Annotated in this window: 28 protein-coding genes and 1 pseudogene; all 29 read left to right on the top strand. The window is 65.3% G+C overall.

Translation table 11 applies throughout. The features are described from left to right. A partial coding sequence (locus K3F48_RS22310; RefSeq protein ID WP_222577648.1) for a hypothetical protein occupies positions 1-315 on the top strand: 315 nt, incomplete at its 5' end. Further along, positions 308-934 carry a DUF3164 family protein gene (locus tag K3F48_RS22305; RefSeq protein WP_222577647.1) on the top strand — a complete coding sequence of 209 codons (627 nt, stop codon included), beginning with the start codon at positions 308-310 and terminating at the stop codon, positions 932-934. The genes K3F48_RS22310 and K3F48_RS22305, both read left to right, overlap by 8 nt. A 10-nt stretch (positions 935-944) precedes the next feature. Further along, the gene (locus tag K3F48_RS22300; protein WP_222577646.1) at positions 945-1,172 is read left to right on the top strand and encodes a hypothetical protein; all 228 of its coding nucleotides are present in this window, start codon (positions 945-947) and stop codon (positions 1,170-1,172) included. Further along, positions 1,169-1,474, top strand: a complete 306-nt coding sequence (locus tag K3F48_RS22295) for a hypothetical protein (protein WP_222577645.1) — start codon at positions 1,169-1,171, stop codon at positions 1,472-1,474. The genes K3F48_RS22300 and K3F48_RS22295 overlap by 4 nt, the downstream gene beginning before the upstream one ends. Then, positions 1,471-1,944 carry a hypothetical protein gene (locus K3F48_RS22290; RefSeq protein WP_222577644.1) on the top strand — a complete coding sequence of 158 codons (474 nt, stop codon included), beginning with the start codon at positions 1,471-1,473 and terminating at the stop codon, positions 1,942-1,944. The genes K3F48_RS22295 and K3F48_RS22290 overlap by 4 nt, the downstream gene beginning before the upstream one ends. Continuing rightward, a complete protein-coding gene (locus K3F48_RS22285; RefSeq protein WP_255609634.1) occupies positions 1,941-2,633 on the top strand; it encodes a regulatory protein GemA in 693 nt (230 codons plus the stop codon). Before K3F48_RS22290 ends, K3F48_RS22285 begins: the two co-directional genes overlap by 4 nt. Position 2,634: 1 nt before the next feature. Then, positions 2,635-3,432, top strand: coding sequence for a helix-turn-helix domain-containing protein (locus K3F48_RS22280; RefSeq protein ID WP_222577643.1), 798 nt, complete (start codon positions 2,635-2,637; stop codon positions 3,430-3,432). Beyond that, entirely contained in the window at positions 3,429-3,674 is a 246-nt protein-coding gene (locus K3F48_RS22275; RefSeq protein ID WP_222577642.1) for a hypothetical protein, read from the top strand. Before K3F48_RS22280 ends, K3F48_RS22275 begins: the two co-directional genes overlap by 4 nt. Beyond that, on the top strand, positions 3,674-4,009 hold the full coding sequence (locus tag K3F48_RS22270; RefSeq protein WP_222577641.1) for a hypothetical protein: 336 nt from the start codon (positions 3,674-3,676) through the stop codon (positions 4,007-4,009). Before K3F48_RS22275 ends, K3F48_RS22270 begins: the two co-directional genes overlap by 1 nt. Before the next feature lie 4 nt (positions 4,010-4,013). Continuing rightward, the gene (locus K3F48_RS22265; RefSeq protein ID WP_222577640.1) at positions 4,014-4,487 is read left to right on the top strand and encodes an ASCH domain-containing protein; all 474 of its coding nucleotides are present in this window, start codon (positions 4,014-4,016) and stop codon (positions 4,485-4,487) included. Then, positions 4,484-4,996: a phospholipase D-like domain-containing protein gene (locus K3F48_RS22260; RefSeq protein WP_222577639.1), complete on the top strand. Its 513-nt coding sequence runs from the start codon at positions 4,484-4,486 to the stop codon at positions 4,994-4,996. Before K3F48_RS22265 ends, K3F48_RS22260 begins: the two co-directional genes overlap by 4 nt. Then, complete coding sequence (locus tag K3F48_RS22255; protein WP_222577638.1) at positions 4,996-5,205, top strand: hypothetical protein; 210 nt, start codon at positions 4,996-4,998, stop codon at positions 5,203-5,205. Before K3F48_RS22260 ends, K3F48_RS22255 begins: the two co-directional genes overlap by 1 nt. Then, a complete protein-coding gene (locus K3F48_RS22250; protein WP_222577637.1) occupies positions 5,205-5,420 on the top strand; it encodes a hypothetical protein in 216 nt (71 codons plus the stop codon). Before K3F48_RS22255 ends, K3F48_RS22250 begins: the two co-directional genes overlap by 1 nt. Beyond that, on the top strand, positions 5,417-5,671 hold the full coding sequence (locus K3F48_RS22245) for a hypothetical protein (RefSeq protein WP_222577636.1): 255 nt from the start codon (positions 5,417-5,419) through the stop codon (positions 5,669-5,671). Before K3F48_RS22250 ends, K3F48_RS22245 begins: the two co-directional genes overlap by 4 nt. Beyond that, positions 5,668-6,240, top strand: a complete 573-nt coding sequence (locus K3F48_RS22240) for an MT-A70 family methyltransferase (RefSeq protein ID WP_370631473.1) — start codon at positions 5,668-5,670, stop codon at positions 6,238-6,240. The genes K3F48_RS22245 and K3F48_RS22240 overlap by 4 nt, the downstream gene beginning before the upstream one ends. Then, entirely contained in the window at positions 6,237-6,641 is a 405-nt protein-coding gene (locus tag K3F48_RS22235) for a hypothetical protein (RefSeq protein WP_222577634.1), read from the top strand. The genes K3F48_RS22240 and K3F48_RS22235 overlap by 4 nt, the downstream gene beginning before the upstream one ends. A 105-nt stretch (positions 6,642-6,746) precedes the next feature. Then, positions 6,747-7,310, top strand: a complete 564-nt coding sequence (locus K3F48_RS22230) for a hypothetical protein (RefSeq protein ID WP_222577633.1) — start codon at positions 6,747-6,749, stop codon at positions 7,308-7,310. A gap of 295 nt (positions 7,311-7,605) precedes the next feature. Further along, the gene (locus K3F48_RS22225) at positions 7,606-7,821 is read left to right on the top strand and encodes a hypothetical protein (RefSeq protein ID WP_222577632.1); all 216 of its coding nucleotides are present in this window, start codon (positions 7,606-7,608) and stop codon (positions 7,819-7,821) included. 125 nt (positions 7,822-7,946) lie between these two features. Further along, entirely contained in the window at positions 7,947-8,303 is a 357-nt protein-coding gene (locus K3F48_RS22220; protein ID WP_222577631.1) for a DUF2730 family protein, read from the top strand. Beyond that, positions 8,300-8,599, top strand: coding sequence for a hypothetical protein (locus tag K3F48_RS22215; RefSeq protein ID WP_222577630.1), 300 nt, complete (start codon positions 8,300-8,302; stop codon positions 8,597-8,599). Before K3F48_RS22220 ends, K3F48_RS22215 begins: the two co-directional genes overlap by 4 nt. A gap of 4 nt (positions 8,600-8,603) precedes the next feature. Next, positions 8,604-9,173, top strand: coding sequence for a phage protein Gp27 family protein (locus K3F48_RS22210; protein ID WP_222577629.1), 570 nt, complete (start codon positions 8,604-8,606; stop codon positions 9,171-9,173). After that, positions 9,170-9,439 (top strand): hypothetical protein, encoded by a 270-nt coding sequence (locus tag K3F48_RS22205; RefSeq protein WP_222577628.1) that lies wholly within the window; start codon positions 9,170-9,172, stop codon positions 9,437-9,439. The genes K3F48_RS22210 and K3F48_RS22205 overlap by 4 nt, the downstream gene beginning before the upstream one ends. Beyond that, entirely contained in the window at positions 9,436-9,591 is a 156-nt protein-coding gene (locus tag K3F48_RS22200) for a hypothetical protein (RefSeq protein WP_222577627.1), read from the top strand. The genes K3F48_RS22205 and K3F48_RS22200 overlap by 4 nt, the downstream gene beginning before the upstream one ends. Continuing rightward, entirely contained in the window at positions 9,588-11,216 is a 1,629-nt protein-coding gene (locus K3F48_RS22195) for a hypothetical protein (protein WP_222577626.1), read from the top strand. Before K3F48_RS22200 ends, K3F48_RS22195 begins: the two co-directional genes overlap by 4 nt. Continuing rightward, positions 11,210-12,826 (top strand): DUF935 domain-containing protein, encoded by a 1,617-nt coding sequence (locus K3F48_RS22190; RefSeq protein WP_222577625.1) that lies wholly within the window; start codon positions 11,210-11,212, stop codon positions 12,824-12,826. The genes K3F48_RS22195 and K3F48_RS22190 overlap by 7 nt, the downstream gene beginning before the upstream one ends. A 1-nt stretch (position 12,827) precedes the next feature. Next, complete coding sequence (locus K3F48_RS22185; protein ID WP_222577624.1) at positions 12,828-14,015, top strand: phage minor head protein; 1,188 nt, start codon at positions 12,828-12,830, stop codon at positions 14,013-14,015. Positions 14,016-14,320: 305 nt separating this feature from the next. Beyond that, positions 14,321-15,286 carry a phage protease gene (locus tag K3F48_RS22180; RefSeq protein ID WP_222577623.1) on the top strand — a complete coding sequence of 322 codons (966 nt, stop codon included), beginning with the start codon at positions 14,321-14,323 and terminating at the stop codon, positions 15,284-15,286. 27 nt (positions 15,287-15,313) lie between these two features. After that, positions 15,314-15,691: a capsid cement protein gene (locus tag K3F48_RS22175; protein WP_222577622.1), complete on the top strand. Its 378-nt coding sequence runs from the start codon at positions 15,314-15,316 to the stop codon at positions 15,689-15,691. A 24-nt stretch (positions 15,692-15,715) separates the two neighbouring features. After that, positions 15,716-15,966, top strand: a pseudogene (locus K3F48_RS22170) (capsid protein); the annotation flags it as partial.

Genomic DNA, 15,966 nt, shown 5'->3' with positions numbered 1-15,966 from the left:
CGGCGCGTCATCGGGCCCTTGCGCGAGATCGATCCGATCGCCGTCGCGATCCGCGTCGCCCAGGGCGGCGCGCGCGACGCCGGCCGCGTGTCGGTCGACGAGATCAGGGCCGTCTGCGAGGCGCTGACCGATGAGCGTCACGCGCTGCTCGAGGCGCGCAGCCTCATCGCCGCGGCGAAGGAGGCCGCGGCGGCCCTGCACGAGCAACGCCAAGCACGATTCACCATCCGAGAGCCGAGCGCCGATGTGCGCGTTCGAAAGGCTCTCGAAGCCCTTTCGCAGCAGTTTGAAAGTCAGGAGCAGGCCGATGGCTGATCCCGTTTTTATGATTCACGACATGCCGTATCGCAAGGACGCGCGCGGAGCCTTTGTGCCGGAAGAGGCGATCCGCCCGCTCGATCTGCTGATCGACGGAGAGGTCCGCAAGATCATCGGCTATGCGCGCGATCTCTCGGCTCAGATCGCCCGCTTTCGCGGACATACCTTCGACGACATCGGCTCGCTGCAGGCGCTCGTCGCGCAGGAATATCAGGCGCCGCTCGGCGGTGCGAAGGGCAACATCACGCTCACCAGCTTCGACGGGCTGATGAAGGTGCAGGTCCAGGTGCAGGATCAGCTCGACTTCGGGCCGGAGCTGCAGGCGGCCAAGCGCCTGGTGGACGAATGCCTGACCGATTGGGCGTCCGAGTCCCGCGCCGAGATCCGCGCCCTGGTGACGCGCGCCTTCCAGGTCGACAAGGACGGCCGCATCAATCGCGCCGAAATCTTCATGCTGCTCCGCGTGGAGATCGAGGACGAGCGCTGGGCGCGCGCCATGCAGGCGGTGCGCGACAGCATCCGCGTGATCGGCTCCAAGACCTATGTGCGCTTCGCCGAGCGCCGGGCGCCCGACGCGCCCTGGCGCTCCATCACCATCGATCTGGCCAATGCGTGAGGCGGCGAACATGAGAAACGAAGAAGACGTCATGATCGACGAGCGCCCGCTCGAGATCGGTGCCCGCGCCCGATTCACCGGCGACGACCTCCTCGAGGAGCGTGATCGCGTCGAGATCGTCGGCACGATCAAGAACATAAAGGACGGCCACGCCGCGCTGCGCGACGATGCCGGCAATCTCTGGTGTGTGTCGCTCGACTGGCTCGAGCGCGTCGAGACGACGGGAGAGGCGGCATGAAGTGGCTGAACGGAGTCAATCCCTACCGTGACCTGCCGCCCGAGGCTGCTTGCTTCATGGAACTCTTGCAGAAGGCTTTCGCAGCCCAAGCCGATCGGATCACAGCGGAGGCCGCCGCGATGGGCGTATCGGAAGAGGATGCGACGGCGTCGATCATGTTTTGCATGATCAAATACGCCGTCCAATACGTCGCCTACGACACCATTCGTGTGGGCGAATTGTTCCCGCGCGCGGAATTCGATGCGCTCTGCGGTGAGATCATCGGCTTCGTCGAGACGAGAAACAAGGAGCTGCGCCAGTGACCACGATCGCGCAAGACTACGCCGTCGAGCTGCGGCGAATCTCGTCAATGCTCGGCATGAACGGCCTGATCGACGATGCCGACGAGCTGCGGCTCGCCGCCCAATATCTCGAGCAGGCCGCGAAGGGCTGCGCGATCGATTTCGACGGAATCGAGGAGCGTCTCGCCTTCGATCGGCGTCGCGTCGAGCGCTTCACCAGATTCGCCGAGCTCGTCATCGAGAGTCAAACTCGGTTTTTCGAGCGCGAGAAGTCGCAGGCTTGGAATCTGCCGCTCCTTTGGAAGGACTTTTTCGACTGGATCGTCGTGTTCTACTTGCAGCAGGCGGCGATTTTCGCGGTGACCGCGACACGGCCGGAAGGGATGATCCTTTCGGAGCAGGATTTCGTCGCCACGGCGCGAGACGCCTGGATGCGCGCCGTGCTCGAGGACGCCACGGCGCAAACAAAAACCGCGAGGGCGCAGTCATGACGACATCCGCGCAAACCCGCGCCATTCATGCGGCGTTGAAGAAAATGCCGCAGTTCGGCGAGGAGGATTACCGCGAGCTGTTGCGCCGCGAGTTCGGCGGGCGCGGCTCCTCGCGCCTGCTCGACACGCGCGAGGCGGCGCGGCTCATCGACATGCTCAACGGCCTCTCCGGCGGCGGCGCCATGCGCCGGCCGGCGGAGACGGCGAGCGGGCCCTATGCGCCGATCCTGCGCGCGCTGTGGATCGGCGCGTGGAACTTGGGCCTCGCCCGCAGCCGCGACGACCAGGCGCTGCTCGCCTTCGTCGAGAGGCAGACCGGCCTCTCGCACACGCGCTTTTTGAATGATCCCGCAGACGCCGCCAAGGCGATCGAGGGCTTGAAGAAATGGATGGCGCGCGACGGCGGCGTCGCATGGCCGAAGGGCCGCGGCGAGGATTCGGCGGCGCGCAAGATGGCGCTGCTGAAGGCGATCGCGCGTCGCTGCTTCGAGACGAGCGCCTTCCTGCCCTTCGTTCCCGGCGCCGACTTCGAGCGCGCGTGGCCGAGCGACTTCGAGCTGTTCGGCTATCGCCAGGGCCTGCCGGCCGGCTTCGACTCCTACACCGGCGAGGACATCGACCGCCTCGCCGCCCGCCTCGGCGCCCGCCTGCGCGCCGCGCAGGAAAAGCAGAAAAGAAAGGCGGCGTAAGATGACCGCTGCCCTCGAAGTCCGCGAGCGCATAGAGACGCTCGAAGAAGAGAACCGTCAGCTCCGCGACATGTTGAAGCCGCCGACGACCTATCCGGCCGAATGGCGGTTGACGCCGCAAGAGGCTGACATCCTCTCGATTCTGGCGGCGCGTGCACCCAATGCGATCAGCAAGACTGCGCTCTATGAAGCCTTCACCTGGGACAATGACGATCCGCCCGATCCGAAGATCATTGATGTCCTGGTCTGCAAGTTGAGAGCGAAACTCAAAGACCTCCACATCGAGATCGAAACCATTTGGGGCTTCGGGCTCCGAATGGGGATCGCGTCGAGGGATCGCTTGCGCGTGGCGTCGGCGCCGCAGGAGCCGAAAGAAGAACCGATTCTCACCGTTCTCCAACCGACTGCGCAGGCAGAGCCCGAGGGGAGGACCACGAGACAGGAGATCGAAACGATGCCGACTATCGTCATGAAAGGCGACTGCATTGAGGCGAGCGGAACGCTCCGCTCGGAGGACGCTGTGCAGGAGTTCGTCCGGCGGCTCTGGTGCGCGGCGGAGGGCGTGTGGCCGACGCCGGAAGTGGGAGGTTCAGAGGCCGAACTGGAGAAGCCCGTTTCGGACCCGGAGGACGCGCCGCGCGCGGAGCGGAAATTGACCGATGTCCAAGCTGGCGTGCTGCGCTTCTCGCAAGAGGAGCCTTCGCTCACGGCCGTCGACATGGCTGCTCGCCTGAACTGCAGCCAACAGTCGATCTACAACGCGCGCGTCAAGTTGCGTGATCTGGGGCTGCTGCCATGACTCTCCTGCGCGAGGACGGCGGCTATGATCGCGGGGCGATCATGGCGCTGTCGCATGAGCGCTATCGGGCGCACGGCAATGACTGGACCTATCAGGACTGCCTGCGCTGGGCGTGGCGGGTGGCGCAGCACGAGCGGCGGCTGCTCGCCGCCGGCCGGCTCGACGATCTTAGCCGCGTGCGCGACATGCGCGCGCACCACCTCGCGCGCCTGCGCGCGCCGATCGCAGCGAGGGCGGCGTGATGGCAGACGCTTTTACGGCGAGAAATTGGCCGATCGACAATGCGCCGCCGCGCATCGAGTTGCTTGGCGACAAGATGAAGCGCCCGGAGCCGGCGCAACACATCATCGAGTTTCCCGGCGGGGCGATTGAAGTGTCGCGCACGACGGACGGGCTCTACTGGGCACATATCATCGTCGAAGATCAACGATGGGCGCGCACGGAAGGGCGTGTCGTCGGCACCCGCCTGTTTATCGAGGGGCAAGGTCTAACCGAGATCGCTGACGAAGCCTCCTGGCCCGGCGTTCGCCAGATCGCGGTCTTGATCAAGCCCCTGATCAAACCGGTGAGGAAATAGCCTGATGGTCGCCTATTCGTTTCAGAAGAGGTTTGCGGAGCCGATCGTCGAACGGCGCAAGCGGCAGACGATCCGCGGGAATCGCAAGAGGCACGCGCGGCTCGGCGAGCCGATGCAGCTCTATGTCGGGATGCGGACCAAGCACTGCCGCAAGATCATCCACGATCCGGTCTGCACGGGGCTCGAGCCATTCCAGATGGACCTGCGCTCCCTGCGCTTCTTCGAGGGCAGAGAGGAGTTGGTGAAAACCAACACAGACTGGCTGGCGTTGCTGCAAAATGTGCCTGTGTTCCTCGATGGCAGGCATCTCCCGCGGATGCTGTGGAACGAGCTTGCCGAGGCCGACGGGTTTTCGCCTTATTATTGCGAGGCCACAGGTCAGAGCTTCTCGCCGATGGTCGAGATGACGAAGTTCTGGCTCGCCTCGCATGGCGCTAACCTGTTCGACGGTGTTCTTATTCGATGGGATTTTCCATGAAATCCATTGGCCTTTTGTCCCTTCTTCTCCTCTCGGCCTCGGCGGCCGAGGCGCGCGATGCCTGCCACGTCCTCGAGCAGGGCTTCGCGCCGCGCGACGATCTCGAGGCGATCGACGTGCGGCTGATCGACGGCGCGCGGGAGCGCATCGACTTTGCGGCCTATGTGCTGACATCGACGCCCGTCATCGACGCGCTCACTCGCGCGGCCCAGCGCGGCGTCGTCGTGCGCGTCTATCGCGACGGGCGCGACGCCCGCCAGCCGCGCAGGCTCGCCGAGGCGATCGACCGGCTCGCGGCCGAGCTGCGCGTCGAGATCAGATACAAGGGCTCGCCCGCACCCCTCATGCATTTGAAGAGCTACACGGTCGACGGCCGCCTGCTGCGCACCGGCGCCGGCAATTTCACCCATGGCGGGCTCCGCAAACAGGACAACGATCTCGTCGTCGTCGACTGCGGGAGCGCGATAGCTACCTTTCAAAGAGCGTTTGAAGACATGTGGAGGCGGTGATGAAGAGCACGCTCGTCGCAGAGATCGACCCGGCCGAGCTGGCGATCCGCCTGTGTGAGGCGAATTACGGTCTCACGCGGCCGATGGCGGACGCCCGGCAGGCGCTCGCCGCGATGACGCCGGAGGTGAGGGAGGCGTGGCTGCGATCGGCCAAGGCCGCCGCCGATTACTTCGTCGAGATCGTCAACGCCGCGAAGAAGACGCACTGATGCATACGCCGCCCGAAAAGAAGAAGCCGTCGATCGGCGCGGTGATCGAGGAGCTGGAGCGCATGCACGAGATCGCGCGCGGCGACTTCAAGCTCGTCGTCTATTCGAAAATGCACGTTGGCCATCTGCACGAGGCGCGGATGAAGCATGCGATCGAACTGCTGCGCTGGCTGAAGGCCAATGAGCGCATCATCAAGCAGAGGCTGGCGCAATGAAACGGATCGGCGTCTCGGATCACGCGCTCGTGCGCTTCCTGGAGCGGGCCGGCGGCTTCGATGTCGAAGCGCTGCGCGCCAGCATGGAGGCGTCGCTCGCGCGCGCGGCCGCGGTCGCCGGCGCGCTCGAGCAATCGCGCTACACGATCAAATGCGACGGGCTCATCTATGTGGTCGACCATGGCGTCGTCATCACCATCGTCGGCGACCACGTCCGGATCGGATTCACGGCCGAGGAGCGGCAGCGGTGAGCGAGCCCTGGCCCTTCGGCGACCTCCGCCTCGGCGGCTATGATCTCATTCTGGCGGACATGCCGTCGGAATATGAGACCTATTCGGACGCCGGCCAGTCGAAGAGCCCACAAAGTCATTATCACTGCATGCCGCTGACCGAGATCGCGGCGCTCGACGTCGGGCGCCTCGCGGCGCCGAATTGCTGGCTGCTGCATTGGGCGACCGCGCCCAATCTGCCCGACGCGCTCTATGTGATGCGCGCCTGGGGCTTCATCTACAAGACGAGAGTCAATTGGACCAAGGTCTATCCGAGCGGAGCGCCCGCCATGGGCTGCGGCTATATCGCCCGCTCGCAGGATGAGACGCTGCTGATCGGCTCCATCGGTAAGCCCTGGTATGCAGCCCCCTTCGTCTCGCCCTTCCTCGGCGTGCGTCGCGAGCATTCGCGCAAGCCCGAGGAGCTGTATCCGCTCATCGACGCTTTCGCGCCACGCGCGCGGCGCTGCGAGCTGTTCGCGCGCACGCGCCGGCCGGGATGGGATTATGCGCTCTCCGACGAGCTCGACAAATTCGGGGCCGGCGCATGAGCCGCGGCGCCGGCCCTTACGCCTCGCTGCCGCTGATCCTGCGGCAGATCGCCGAGGCATCGTCGCTGGATGCGGCGCTGAGGCTCGCCGCGGCGAAGGGCGGCACGCGCATTTATGTGCCGCGCCGACTGCCCGATGATCACTGGCTGATCGCCTGCATGGGCCGTGACGGCGCCCGTGCGCTGGCGCAGCTCTATGGCGGGGAGGACATCGTCCTGCCCGCCGATCCGCGTCGCGGCCAGCATGCGCGCGTCAGGGCCATTCGGCGCGGAATCGTGAAAGGCGAGGCGGCCGATGAGATCGCGCAGGCCTGCAATGTGACGCGGCGGCAGATATTCTGGCACAAGGCCCGGATGCGCGACCGCCGCGATCGGCGCCAGAAAGACCTCTTCGACGAATAGGTCGCGGTGAAAGCTTTCACCGCGCAAATCCGGCGCGTCTTCCGGCAATTTAGGGATCGTTGGCGACGCGCTGCGTCGCTCGGCCCATCGCCGATGGAGCGTGCCATGAATCCGATCAATCGCAAATATTTCTTCGATCGCATCCGTCACTCGCTGTTCGGCGGCACGCTCTCAAAGGGACAGGTGGACGGGATTGGACGCGTCCTGGATTACCGGGATGAGAAGTGGGAGCACATGCTCGATGACGAGCTGGCGTATGTCTTGGCGACGATCAAGCACGAGACTGCCCACACGATGCAGCCGGTCAAGGAGAAGGACAACTTCTTGCGGACCTATTTGCGCAGGAAGCCGTATTATCCCTGGTTTGGACGCGGCTTGATCCAGATTACGTGGGAGGCGAATTACAAAAAGTTCGGAATCACGAATCCCGACGACGCTCAGTCCTGGCCGATCGCGCTCAATATCGCGTTCAATGGAATGGTGTTCGGCACATTCACGGGGCACAAGCTCATCGACTACATCAACGCCCGCCGCCGCGATTACGTCGGGGCGCGTCGTATCATCAACGGGACCGATAAGGCGAAGCTCGTCGCGGGCTATGCGGATGCGTTTTTGGACGCGCTGACGCAAAGCCGCGAGGCGCCGCCCGAGATCCCCGAGGCCGCGTGATGGAGGGAGCCGCGCTACTCCTCGTCGGCCTGCTTGCCGGTCTCGTCGTCGGCTTATTCGTCGGCTACGCGCTCGGCTTTTATTCGTTGGCGCGCGATCTCACCTTTCGCCGCTGACGCCCACACGGAGGTGGTCAAATGTCGGAACACATCAAGGCCGTGCTGATCATCGTCGGCGCCAGCGCCGTCGCTCTCGGGCTCATCTCGTTTCTGGCGCCGTGGGTGGCGGCGCTGCTCTTCGCCATTCGCTGATCCGCGCCGGGCGGGCACCCGGCAAACTGAAGGGAAATCGCATCATGTCTTTGACCGACTCGTCTACCACGCCGACGCTGAAGGGCTATCGCACGCTGTTGATCAATGCGGTCTTCGCGGCGCTGCCGGCTCTGCTGTCCTGGGCCGTGGGAGTGAACTGGTCCGACTATGTTTCGGCGCCGGCGGCTGTTGCGATCATCAGCATCGCGAACATGGGCTTGCGCGTCATCACGACCACGCCGATCGGCAAGCCTGCCTAGGCGGCATGCGCCGCCTCTTCGCAAAGCCCGCGACGCGATCGGCCTCGTCGCGGGCTTCTTCCTCGGCGCCGCCGCGTCGGCGCTGATCCTGATGGCCGGCCACGCATTTTTATGGGGCATTGGCGATGGACTGGGGAACCGCGGCGCAATGGGCTGGCACCGCCACTGCGATGGGCCTCGGCGTCTGGGCCGCCTTCGCGCGCAAGAACGACAAGGCGCTCGACGATGTCGAGCAGGATTTGAAAGGCGTGCAAGCGGACCTGCGCCGTGTCTTCGAGCGCGTCGACGGGGTCGAGAGCCGCGTCGCCAAGGTCGAGGTGGAGCTCAAACACATCCCGACAAAGGACGAGCTGCACGAGCTGGATTCGAAGATCATGCGCCTCGACGCCAAATTCGACGCGATGCTCGACAAGATCGAGACGCTGATCTCCCAATATGAGCGCGCGGAGGACCGCGCGGTCCAAGCCGAGGCCCGCAAATGAGCGCGACCGACGTCATCCGCGAGCATGCGCGGCTCATCATCCTGCGAGACATCTCCGAGCAGCCCGATCGGCGATGGAATAGCGAGGCCCTCCGAGAGGACCTGGAATCGCGCTGGGCCATCACCCGCACGCGGGACTGGGTGCATGAGGAGCTTCGCTGGCTCGAGGACATCGGCGCGGTGACGCTCGTCAGGCAGTCGAGCGTGCAGATCGCCACTCTTACGCAAAAGGGGCTCGATCATGTCGAGCGCCGCATTGTCATGACGGGCGTGAAGCGGCCCTCGCCGGAGGTGTGAGGTTATGGCCGGACGCGGCAGGCTCGCTTCGCTCGATCTCGTGCCCGAGGAAGGCCAGGAGGATATTCGCTGGGCCTATGCCCAGCTGAACGAGCGCAAACGCACGGCCGCGGATATTCTGTTCGAGCTGAACGATCGCCTGGAGGCCAAGGGCCTCGGCGACTACGCGATCAGCAAGAGCGCTTTCAATCGCCGCTCCGTGCGGATCAGCCGCGCCAATGACCGAATGGCGATGTCTCGCGCGATGTTCGAAGGCATCGCCGATCATCTGACGCCCGACAATATCGACAAGAGCAATGTCGCGCTCGGCGAGTTCATTAAGACGCTGATCTCCGAAATCGTGTCAGAGCAGGAGACAATGACCTCCAAGGAGGCGATGGAGCTGTCGAAGGCGTTCCAGTCGGTGGTGGCGGCGCAAAAGACATCGAGCGCCCGGCGAACCCAGCTCGAGGCGGAGCTGGAGGAGAAACAGAAGAAGGCCGCCGACGCGCTCGGCGCCGTCGCCCGCGAGGCCGGGCTCTCGGCCGAGCGCGTGGCGCAGATTCGGCGCGATGTGCTGGGGGTGCGGACGTGACCAAAAGGACCGTCTTCAAGGCGCGATTGTCTGGCGAGCAGTTCAAAGCGCTCTGGCAGGAAGCGCAGGAAAACATAGCCCGCCTTCGCGCTTGCCATGGCCATCGCTTTCCGCCGCTCGAGGCCGACTGGCAGAAGAAATATCGCTGCGAGGCCTGCGGGGGCGAGGCCAAGGCGGAATATGTGGCGAGCTATTGCGAAGGATTCGCTGCGGCGGGTGGTGATCCGCGCACAATCTGCGCGAACATCCAAGAGCGGCCGGCATGAGGACCGTCGCCGAGATCATGGCCGATATCGACGCATTGGAGACCGCATGGGCTGCGGCCGTCGGCGCGCATGACGCGCAGGCCTGCGCCGAGTGCGAGCGTCGCCATGAAGCGCTGCATGACGAACTGGCGCGCGTGGACGGCTGCGAATGACCGGCGAGCGACCCGTCCTCTCCCGCGATCCCGCCGTTCTGCCGGCGGAGCTGCCGCGCGGCTCGGAGCTGCCGGAGGATCATGATCCGCTCGCCGCCGGCGTGCTGATGAAGCACCAGGTGGAATGGATCGAGGACGAGAGCGATCTGAAGGGCGCCGAAAAGGGGCGACGCACAGGGATCACCTATGCCGAGGCTCTCGACGACACTCTTCTCGCCGCCAAGAAGCGATCCGAAGGCGGACAGAACGTTTTTTACATCGGCGACACCAAGGACAAGGGTCGGGAATTTATCGGCTATGTCGCGCATTTCGCAAAGATCGTGGCGGGCGAGCTCGCCCAGGTCGAGGAGTTCTTGTTCCAGGATCAGCGCGAGGACGGCTCGTCGAAATTCATTTCGGCCTTCCGCGTGCGCTTTGCGAGTGGCTGCCGCGTGGAGGCGCTGTCATCGAGGCCGGAGAATATCCGCGGCCTGCAGGGCGCGGTCGTCATCGACGAGGCCGCCTATCATCAGAACGTGCGCGCGGTGCTGGACTCGGTCGGCGCTCTGCTGATTTGGGGCGGCAAGGTGCGGATCATCAGCACGCATAACGGCGTGCTCAATCCGTTCAACGAGCTGATCCGCGAGTCGAAGGCGCGCAAGGCGGCGGGCGAGGTCACATTCAACTGGCATTTCATTCCGTTCTCGACCGCGGTCGAGAATGGGCTCTATGAGCGCGTCTGCCTCATAGCCGGCAAGACGCCGACGCCGGAAGGCAAGGTCGCGTGGGAGGCGAAGATTCGCGCTCCCTATGGCTCGCGCACCGCGGCGATGCATCAGGAGCTGGACGCGATCCCAGCCGAGGCCGAGGGCGCGGCGCTCACCCGCGTGCAGATCGAGGCCTGCATGGAGACGGGCGCTCCGATCGTGCGCTGGTCGCTGCCGGACGAGTTCAAAAATTATCCCGAGCATGTTCGCAAGGCCGAGGCGGCGACGTTCTGCCGAGAGCAGCTGCTGCCGATCCTCGAACGGCTCGATCCGAAGCGGCCGCATTATCTCGGCCAGGATTTCGCGCGTTCCGGCGACGGGTCTGTCGTCGTCGTCGGCAATACCGACGCCATTTTGACCCGGCGCATGCAACTCATTCTCGAGATGCATAATGTGCCGTTCGATACACAGCGCGACGTGCTGTATTTCATCGGCGATCATTTGCCTCGCTTCTCGGGCGCCGCGCTCGACGCCACGGGCAACGGCGCCTATCTGGCCGAAAAAGCCGTGCAGCGCTGGGGCGAGCGGGCGATCGAGGTCAAATTCTCGAGCGAGTGGTATCGCGTCAATATGCCGCCCTACATCGAGGCCTTCGCCGACAAGACGATCGTGCTGCCGCGTGACGAGGATGTGCTGAAGGACCATCAATCGCTCGCCTATGTGGGCGGCGTGATCAAGGTGCCGGACGACATGCGTTTCAAAGGACTCGACGGCCTCGAGCGGCACGGCGACACGGCGATCGCCGGCGCGCTGATGTGGCACGCGAGCCAGCTCGGCCCGGTCGAATATGGCTATCAGCCGGCGAGCGAGGCGACGGACGGCGGCGTCGCGGACTGGCTCTTTCCCGAGGCGCAGGGTTCTGAGAGGGCCATATGGTAGAGACGCGCCGCTCCTCCATCCTCGGGCCCGATGGCGAGCCCGTGCAGGTTCCGTTGCTCGAGGGCCAGACCGCCGCGCCGGAGCGCTATGGTCCCCGCGCCCTGATCTATTATTCGGAGGCTTCCGGGCTCACGCCCGGCAAGCTCGGCGAGATCATGAGGAGCGCGAACATGGGCCTCGCCAAGGCCTATCTGACGCTCGCGGTCGACATGGAGGAGCGCTACTGGCACTATGGCTCGCAGCTGAACACTCGACGCCTGGCGCTCGACGGCGTGACGACATCGGTCTCGGCGCCGAAGGGCGTCAACGCGAAGGCGGTCGATTTCGTCGAGACCCTGATCAACGACCCCGAATATATCGATGTCGCCGCCATGCTCCAGGACGGAGTCGGCAAGGGCTATTCCGTCGTGGAGCCCGTGTGGGAGTATCAGCAGGGCGCCTTGCGACCGGTGCGATATCAGCATCGCGACGCCCGATATTTTCGTTACGACGAGGTGGCGCTCAGCGATCTGTGCCTGCTCGCGGACTCCGGGCAGCCGGGGCCGAAGGTCGCGCCGCCGTATTTTCTGAAGCACGAGCCCTTGCTGCGCACGGGCCTTCCGATCCGCCGAGGCCTCGCTCGCCCGGCCGCCTGGGCGTTCGTGTTCCAGACGTTCACCTTGCAGGATTGGGCGGCGTTCTGCGAAATCTATGGGATTCCGTTCCGCATCGGCAAATATCATCCGGCGGCGACCGACGCCGACAAGGCGACGCTGCTGCGCGCCGTGCGCTCGATCGCCAATGACGCGGCGGCGATCATTCCGGCCGGCATGGAGATCGACTTCCAGGAGACGAACGGCAATCGCGGCGAGGCCGTCTTCGGAAATTTCATCGACTATCTCGACGCCAAAATCTCGCTCATGATCCTCGGCCAGACAATGACGGCCGAGGTCTCCAAGAGCGGCGGGTCGCTCGCGCAGGCGAAGGTGCAGGAGAATGTCCGCATGGACATCGTGCGCTTCGACGCGCGGCAGCACATGAAGACGATCAATCGCGATCTCATCCGCTATGCGGTCGCCATGAATTTCGGACCGCAGGAGGTCTATCCGAGCGTCGAGATGGAGCTGGCCGAGAATGAGGACCTCGTGGCGCTCGGCGACTTTCTCGAGAAGGCGGTCGGAAAGGGGCTCAAGGTCGGCCAGAAGTTCGTCCGCCGGAAAGCATCGATCCCCGAGCCCGAGGCGGATGAGGAGCTGCTCGGCGCGCCGGCTGCGCCCGAACCGGCGCCGGTCGATCCGAAGCGTGCGCCACACCGCGCCCAGCTCGGCGCCGGCTGCGGCTGCCCGATGTGCGGCGCCGCTCCACGTTCCTTCGCCCGGCTCGCCGCCGACGATCCCACCGCCGTCACGGCGATCGACGAGACGGACGAGCTCGTCGACGAGGCGCTCTCCGATTATCAGGAGATCGTCGATCCTCTGCTCGCCGGACTGCTCGCGGCCGTCGGCGAAGCGACGACATTCGAGGAGGCGCTCGCCAATCTCGAGACGGCGAAGATCGACACGGGCCCGCTGCTCGACCGACTCGCCAGGGCGACGGCGATCTCGCGCGGCCTCGGCGATCTGAAGGATTGACATGAAGCCCGTCGAGCGCGGCTTCTCGACCCCGCCCGAGGTCATCCGCTATTTCAGCGACAAGGGGCTGCAGCCCGCCTTCTCTTGGCTCGATGTCTGGGGCCAGGAGCACGCCTATGCATTCACGGTCGCCAAGGCGGTGGACGCCGAGCTGCTCGGGCTCTTCAAGAGCAGCATTCAAAAGGCGATCGAGAGCGGCCAGGGCTTCGAGACATGGAGGCAGGGTCTGCTCCCCGAGCTGCAGAAGCTCGGCTGGCTCGGCCCGCGCAGGGTCGACGATCCGACCGGCAAATGGGATTCGAAGCTCGTCGACTTCTCGCGGCCGCGGCGGCTCGAGACGATCTTCTGGTCCAATGTGCGCTCGGCGCGCGCAGCGGGTCAGTGGGAGCGCATCCAGCGCACCAAGAAGGGCCTGCCCTATCTTCTCTATGTACGGACATCGAGCGCGGAGCCGCGTCCGCAGCATCTCGTTTGGGCCGGCTTCATCCTGCCGGTCGACCATGCCTTCTGGTCGACGCATTTTCCGCCCAACGGATGGCACTGTAAATGCGCCGTGCGGCAAATCACGCGATACGAATATGAGCAGCTGAAGGGCAAGGAGGGCTATTCGCTCGACCCGCCGACGATCGAGACGACGCCCTTCGTCAATCGACGCACAGGCGAGGTGATGCATGTGCCGGTCGGCATCGACCCAGGCTGGGGCACCAATCCAGGGCTCTCCCGCGCGCGCACGCTGGTCGACAATGTCGCGAAGCAATTGGACGCGGCGGGCGAGACGGCGGCGCGCGCGCGGATCGCCGAGCTGATCGACTCGCCGGCGCCGCAGATCCTGCTCGGCCTCGAGGGCGAGCGGATCGACCTGCCGATCGCCGTCGCCGGCCGGCTGGCGGAGCAGTGGAAAGCCAAGTCCACTCTCGTCACCGTCTCCAACGAGACGATGCGGCGCAAGATCGCCAAGCATGCAGCAGTCGACGCGGCGGCCTTCGGGCTCGCGCAGGAGATCATCGACGACGGCGTCGTCGTCGACGAAGGCAAGCTGCCGAACCGGCGAACCATCCTGTCGGAGAAGGATGGCGCATGGTGGAAGCTGGTGCTCTCGCGCAGCGCCAACGGCTTCATGCGGATCGCGACGCTGTTCCGCACCAATGCCGCCGAGGCGGAGCGAGTGATCAAGAAGCATGGGGAGTGACGGGGAGGACGCCATCCCTCCGCGGCCTCGAGCGGCCGGCGGGCAAGTGCACCGTCACGGGCCGAATTTAGCGCTTACGCGCGATCAATTCAATATCGGCCAAAAACGGCCCAGGACGCGCTTTGCACCCTCGCCGCGACATTCCCTCGGTCGCGCTCGAAAAACGCGCTCAAGGATTTTTAATCCCGTTCAAAATCGATCCTGAAAGGAGGGGGCCGGGCCGGCTGCGTCGTGCTGCGTCGACGCGGCGGAGGTGAAAGGTTTCACCATGCAATCGCCCTGGCCGATGCGCGATTTTGCGCATCATGACGACCGCTCCGCAAGCCCCGGATTTCTGCTTCCATGCGCTCGCCTTCGCCCTGCCCGGCGAAGCGCCGGAGTGGATCACCATCTTTCCGTCGCTCGGCGATGTCGAGACGCGCGACCGGCGAAAGTTCAAGGTCGACGCGAGCGCGCTGATGGCGCGGTTCGAGAAGGACGGCGTCGTCATTCCGATCGACGTCAATCATGCGACGGCCATCGCCGCCAGGGACGGCAAGGCCGCGCCGGCCGTCGGCTGGATCACGCAGATGCGCGTCGAGGGCGGCGCGCTGCAGGGCAAGGTCGACTGGCTCGACGAAGGCAAGGCGCTGCTCGCAGCGCGGTCCTACCGCTTCGTCTCGCCGGATTTCTTCCACACCAGCAATGGCGCCGCGACCTGGATCAGGTCCGTCGCGCTCGTCACCGCGCCGGCGCTCGGCAATCAGCCGGCGCTCGCCTCCGCTCATTCCGACCACCAGGAGCCGCCGTCCATGAAAGAGATCGCCGCCGCGCTCGGCCTCGCCGCCGACGCCAGCGAGGCTTCGTGCCTCGCCGCGCTTAAAGCGGACTATGTTCCGAAGAAGGTGCATGACGAGACCGTCTCGCAGCTCTCGATCGCGACGACCAAGCTCGCGACGATCGAGGCGGACGCGCGCAAAGCGAAGGTCGACGCGCTGATCGAAGGCGCGTTGAAGGACAAGAAAATCCTCCCCGCGGAAAAGGATCATTACGTCTCGCTCTGTGCGAGCGACGCCGGCTTCGAATCCGTCTCCAAGCTGCTCGCCGCCAAGGTCGTCGCGCTGCCGGCCTCGGGGCTCGACAAGAAGGCGGCGCCGGAAGGCGGCGCCGACGAGAGGCTGACGCCGGCGCAGCTCTCCGCCAAGGCGACCAAGATGGTGAAGGACGGCGAGGCGCCGGACTTCCTCGCCGCAGTGGGCATCCTGCAAGACAAGCATTTCGCCGACGCCTGACGCGCCGCGATCGAGGAGGAGACATCCATGGGCGCGGCGAATGCAGTGCATAAGAGCTTTGTGGCTTCGGCCGCCATCGCGGCCAAGCAGCTGGTGAAGTTCACCGCCGTCGCCGGCCAGGTGGCGCCGGCGACGGCGGCGACGGACAAGATCGCCGGCGCGGCCGATCTCGGCGCGGCGGCGGCCGGACAGATGGTCGATGTCGCGATCTCCGGCGAGAGCGAGGCGATCGCCGGCGGCAATATCGCGGCGGGCGACAAGCTCACCAGCGACGCCAACGGCAAGGCCGTCGCCGCTACGCTCTCCGCCGCCGCGACAAAGCATGTCTTCGGCGTCGCGCTCGCGCCCGGCGTCGACGGCGACATCATCCCCTATCTCGTCGCCCATTCCGTCATCGCGGGCTGATCGCCCTAATCCAAAGAGGACATCATGGCCCCGTCGCGCCCCTTCGTCGTCAATCCGGTGCTGACCGGAATCGCCATCGGCTACAGCAATCCTGATGTCGCGCTCATCGCCGATCAGGTCATGCCGCGCGTCGAGGTCGGCGGCGAGTCTTTCAAATGGACGGAATATCCGCTGGCCGAGGCGTTCACTGTTCCCTCGACGCGCGTCGGCCGCAAGGGCCGCGTGCCGGAGGTCGAGTTCTCGGGGACCGAGCGCGACGGCTCTGTCGAGACCTA

Origin of the sequence: Methylosinus sp. Sm6, from assembly GCF_019802345.1 — a bacterium.
Classification (GTDB): domain Bacteria; phylum Pseudomonadota; class Alphaproteobacteria; order Rhizobiales; family Beijerinckiaceae; genus Methylosinus.
Note: the sequence above shows the minus strand (reverse complement) of the source record. Positions and strands in the feature narration are given on the sequence as shown.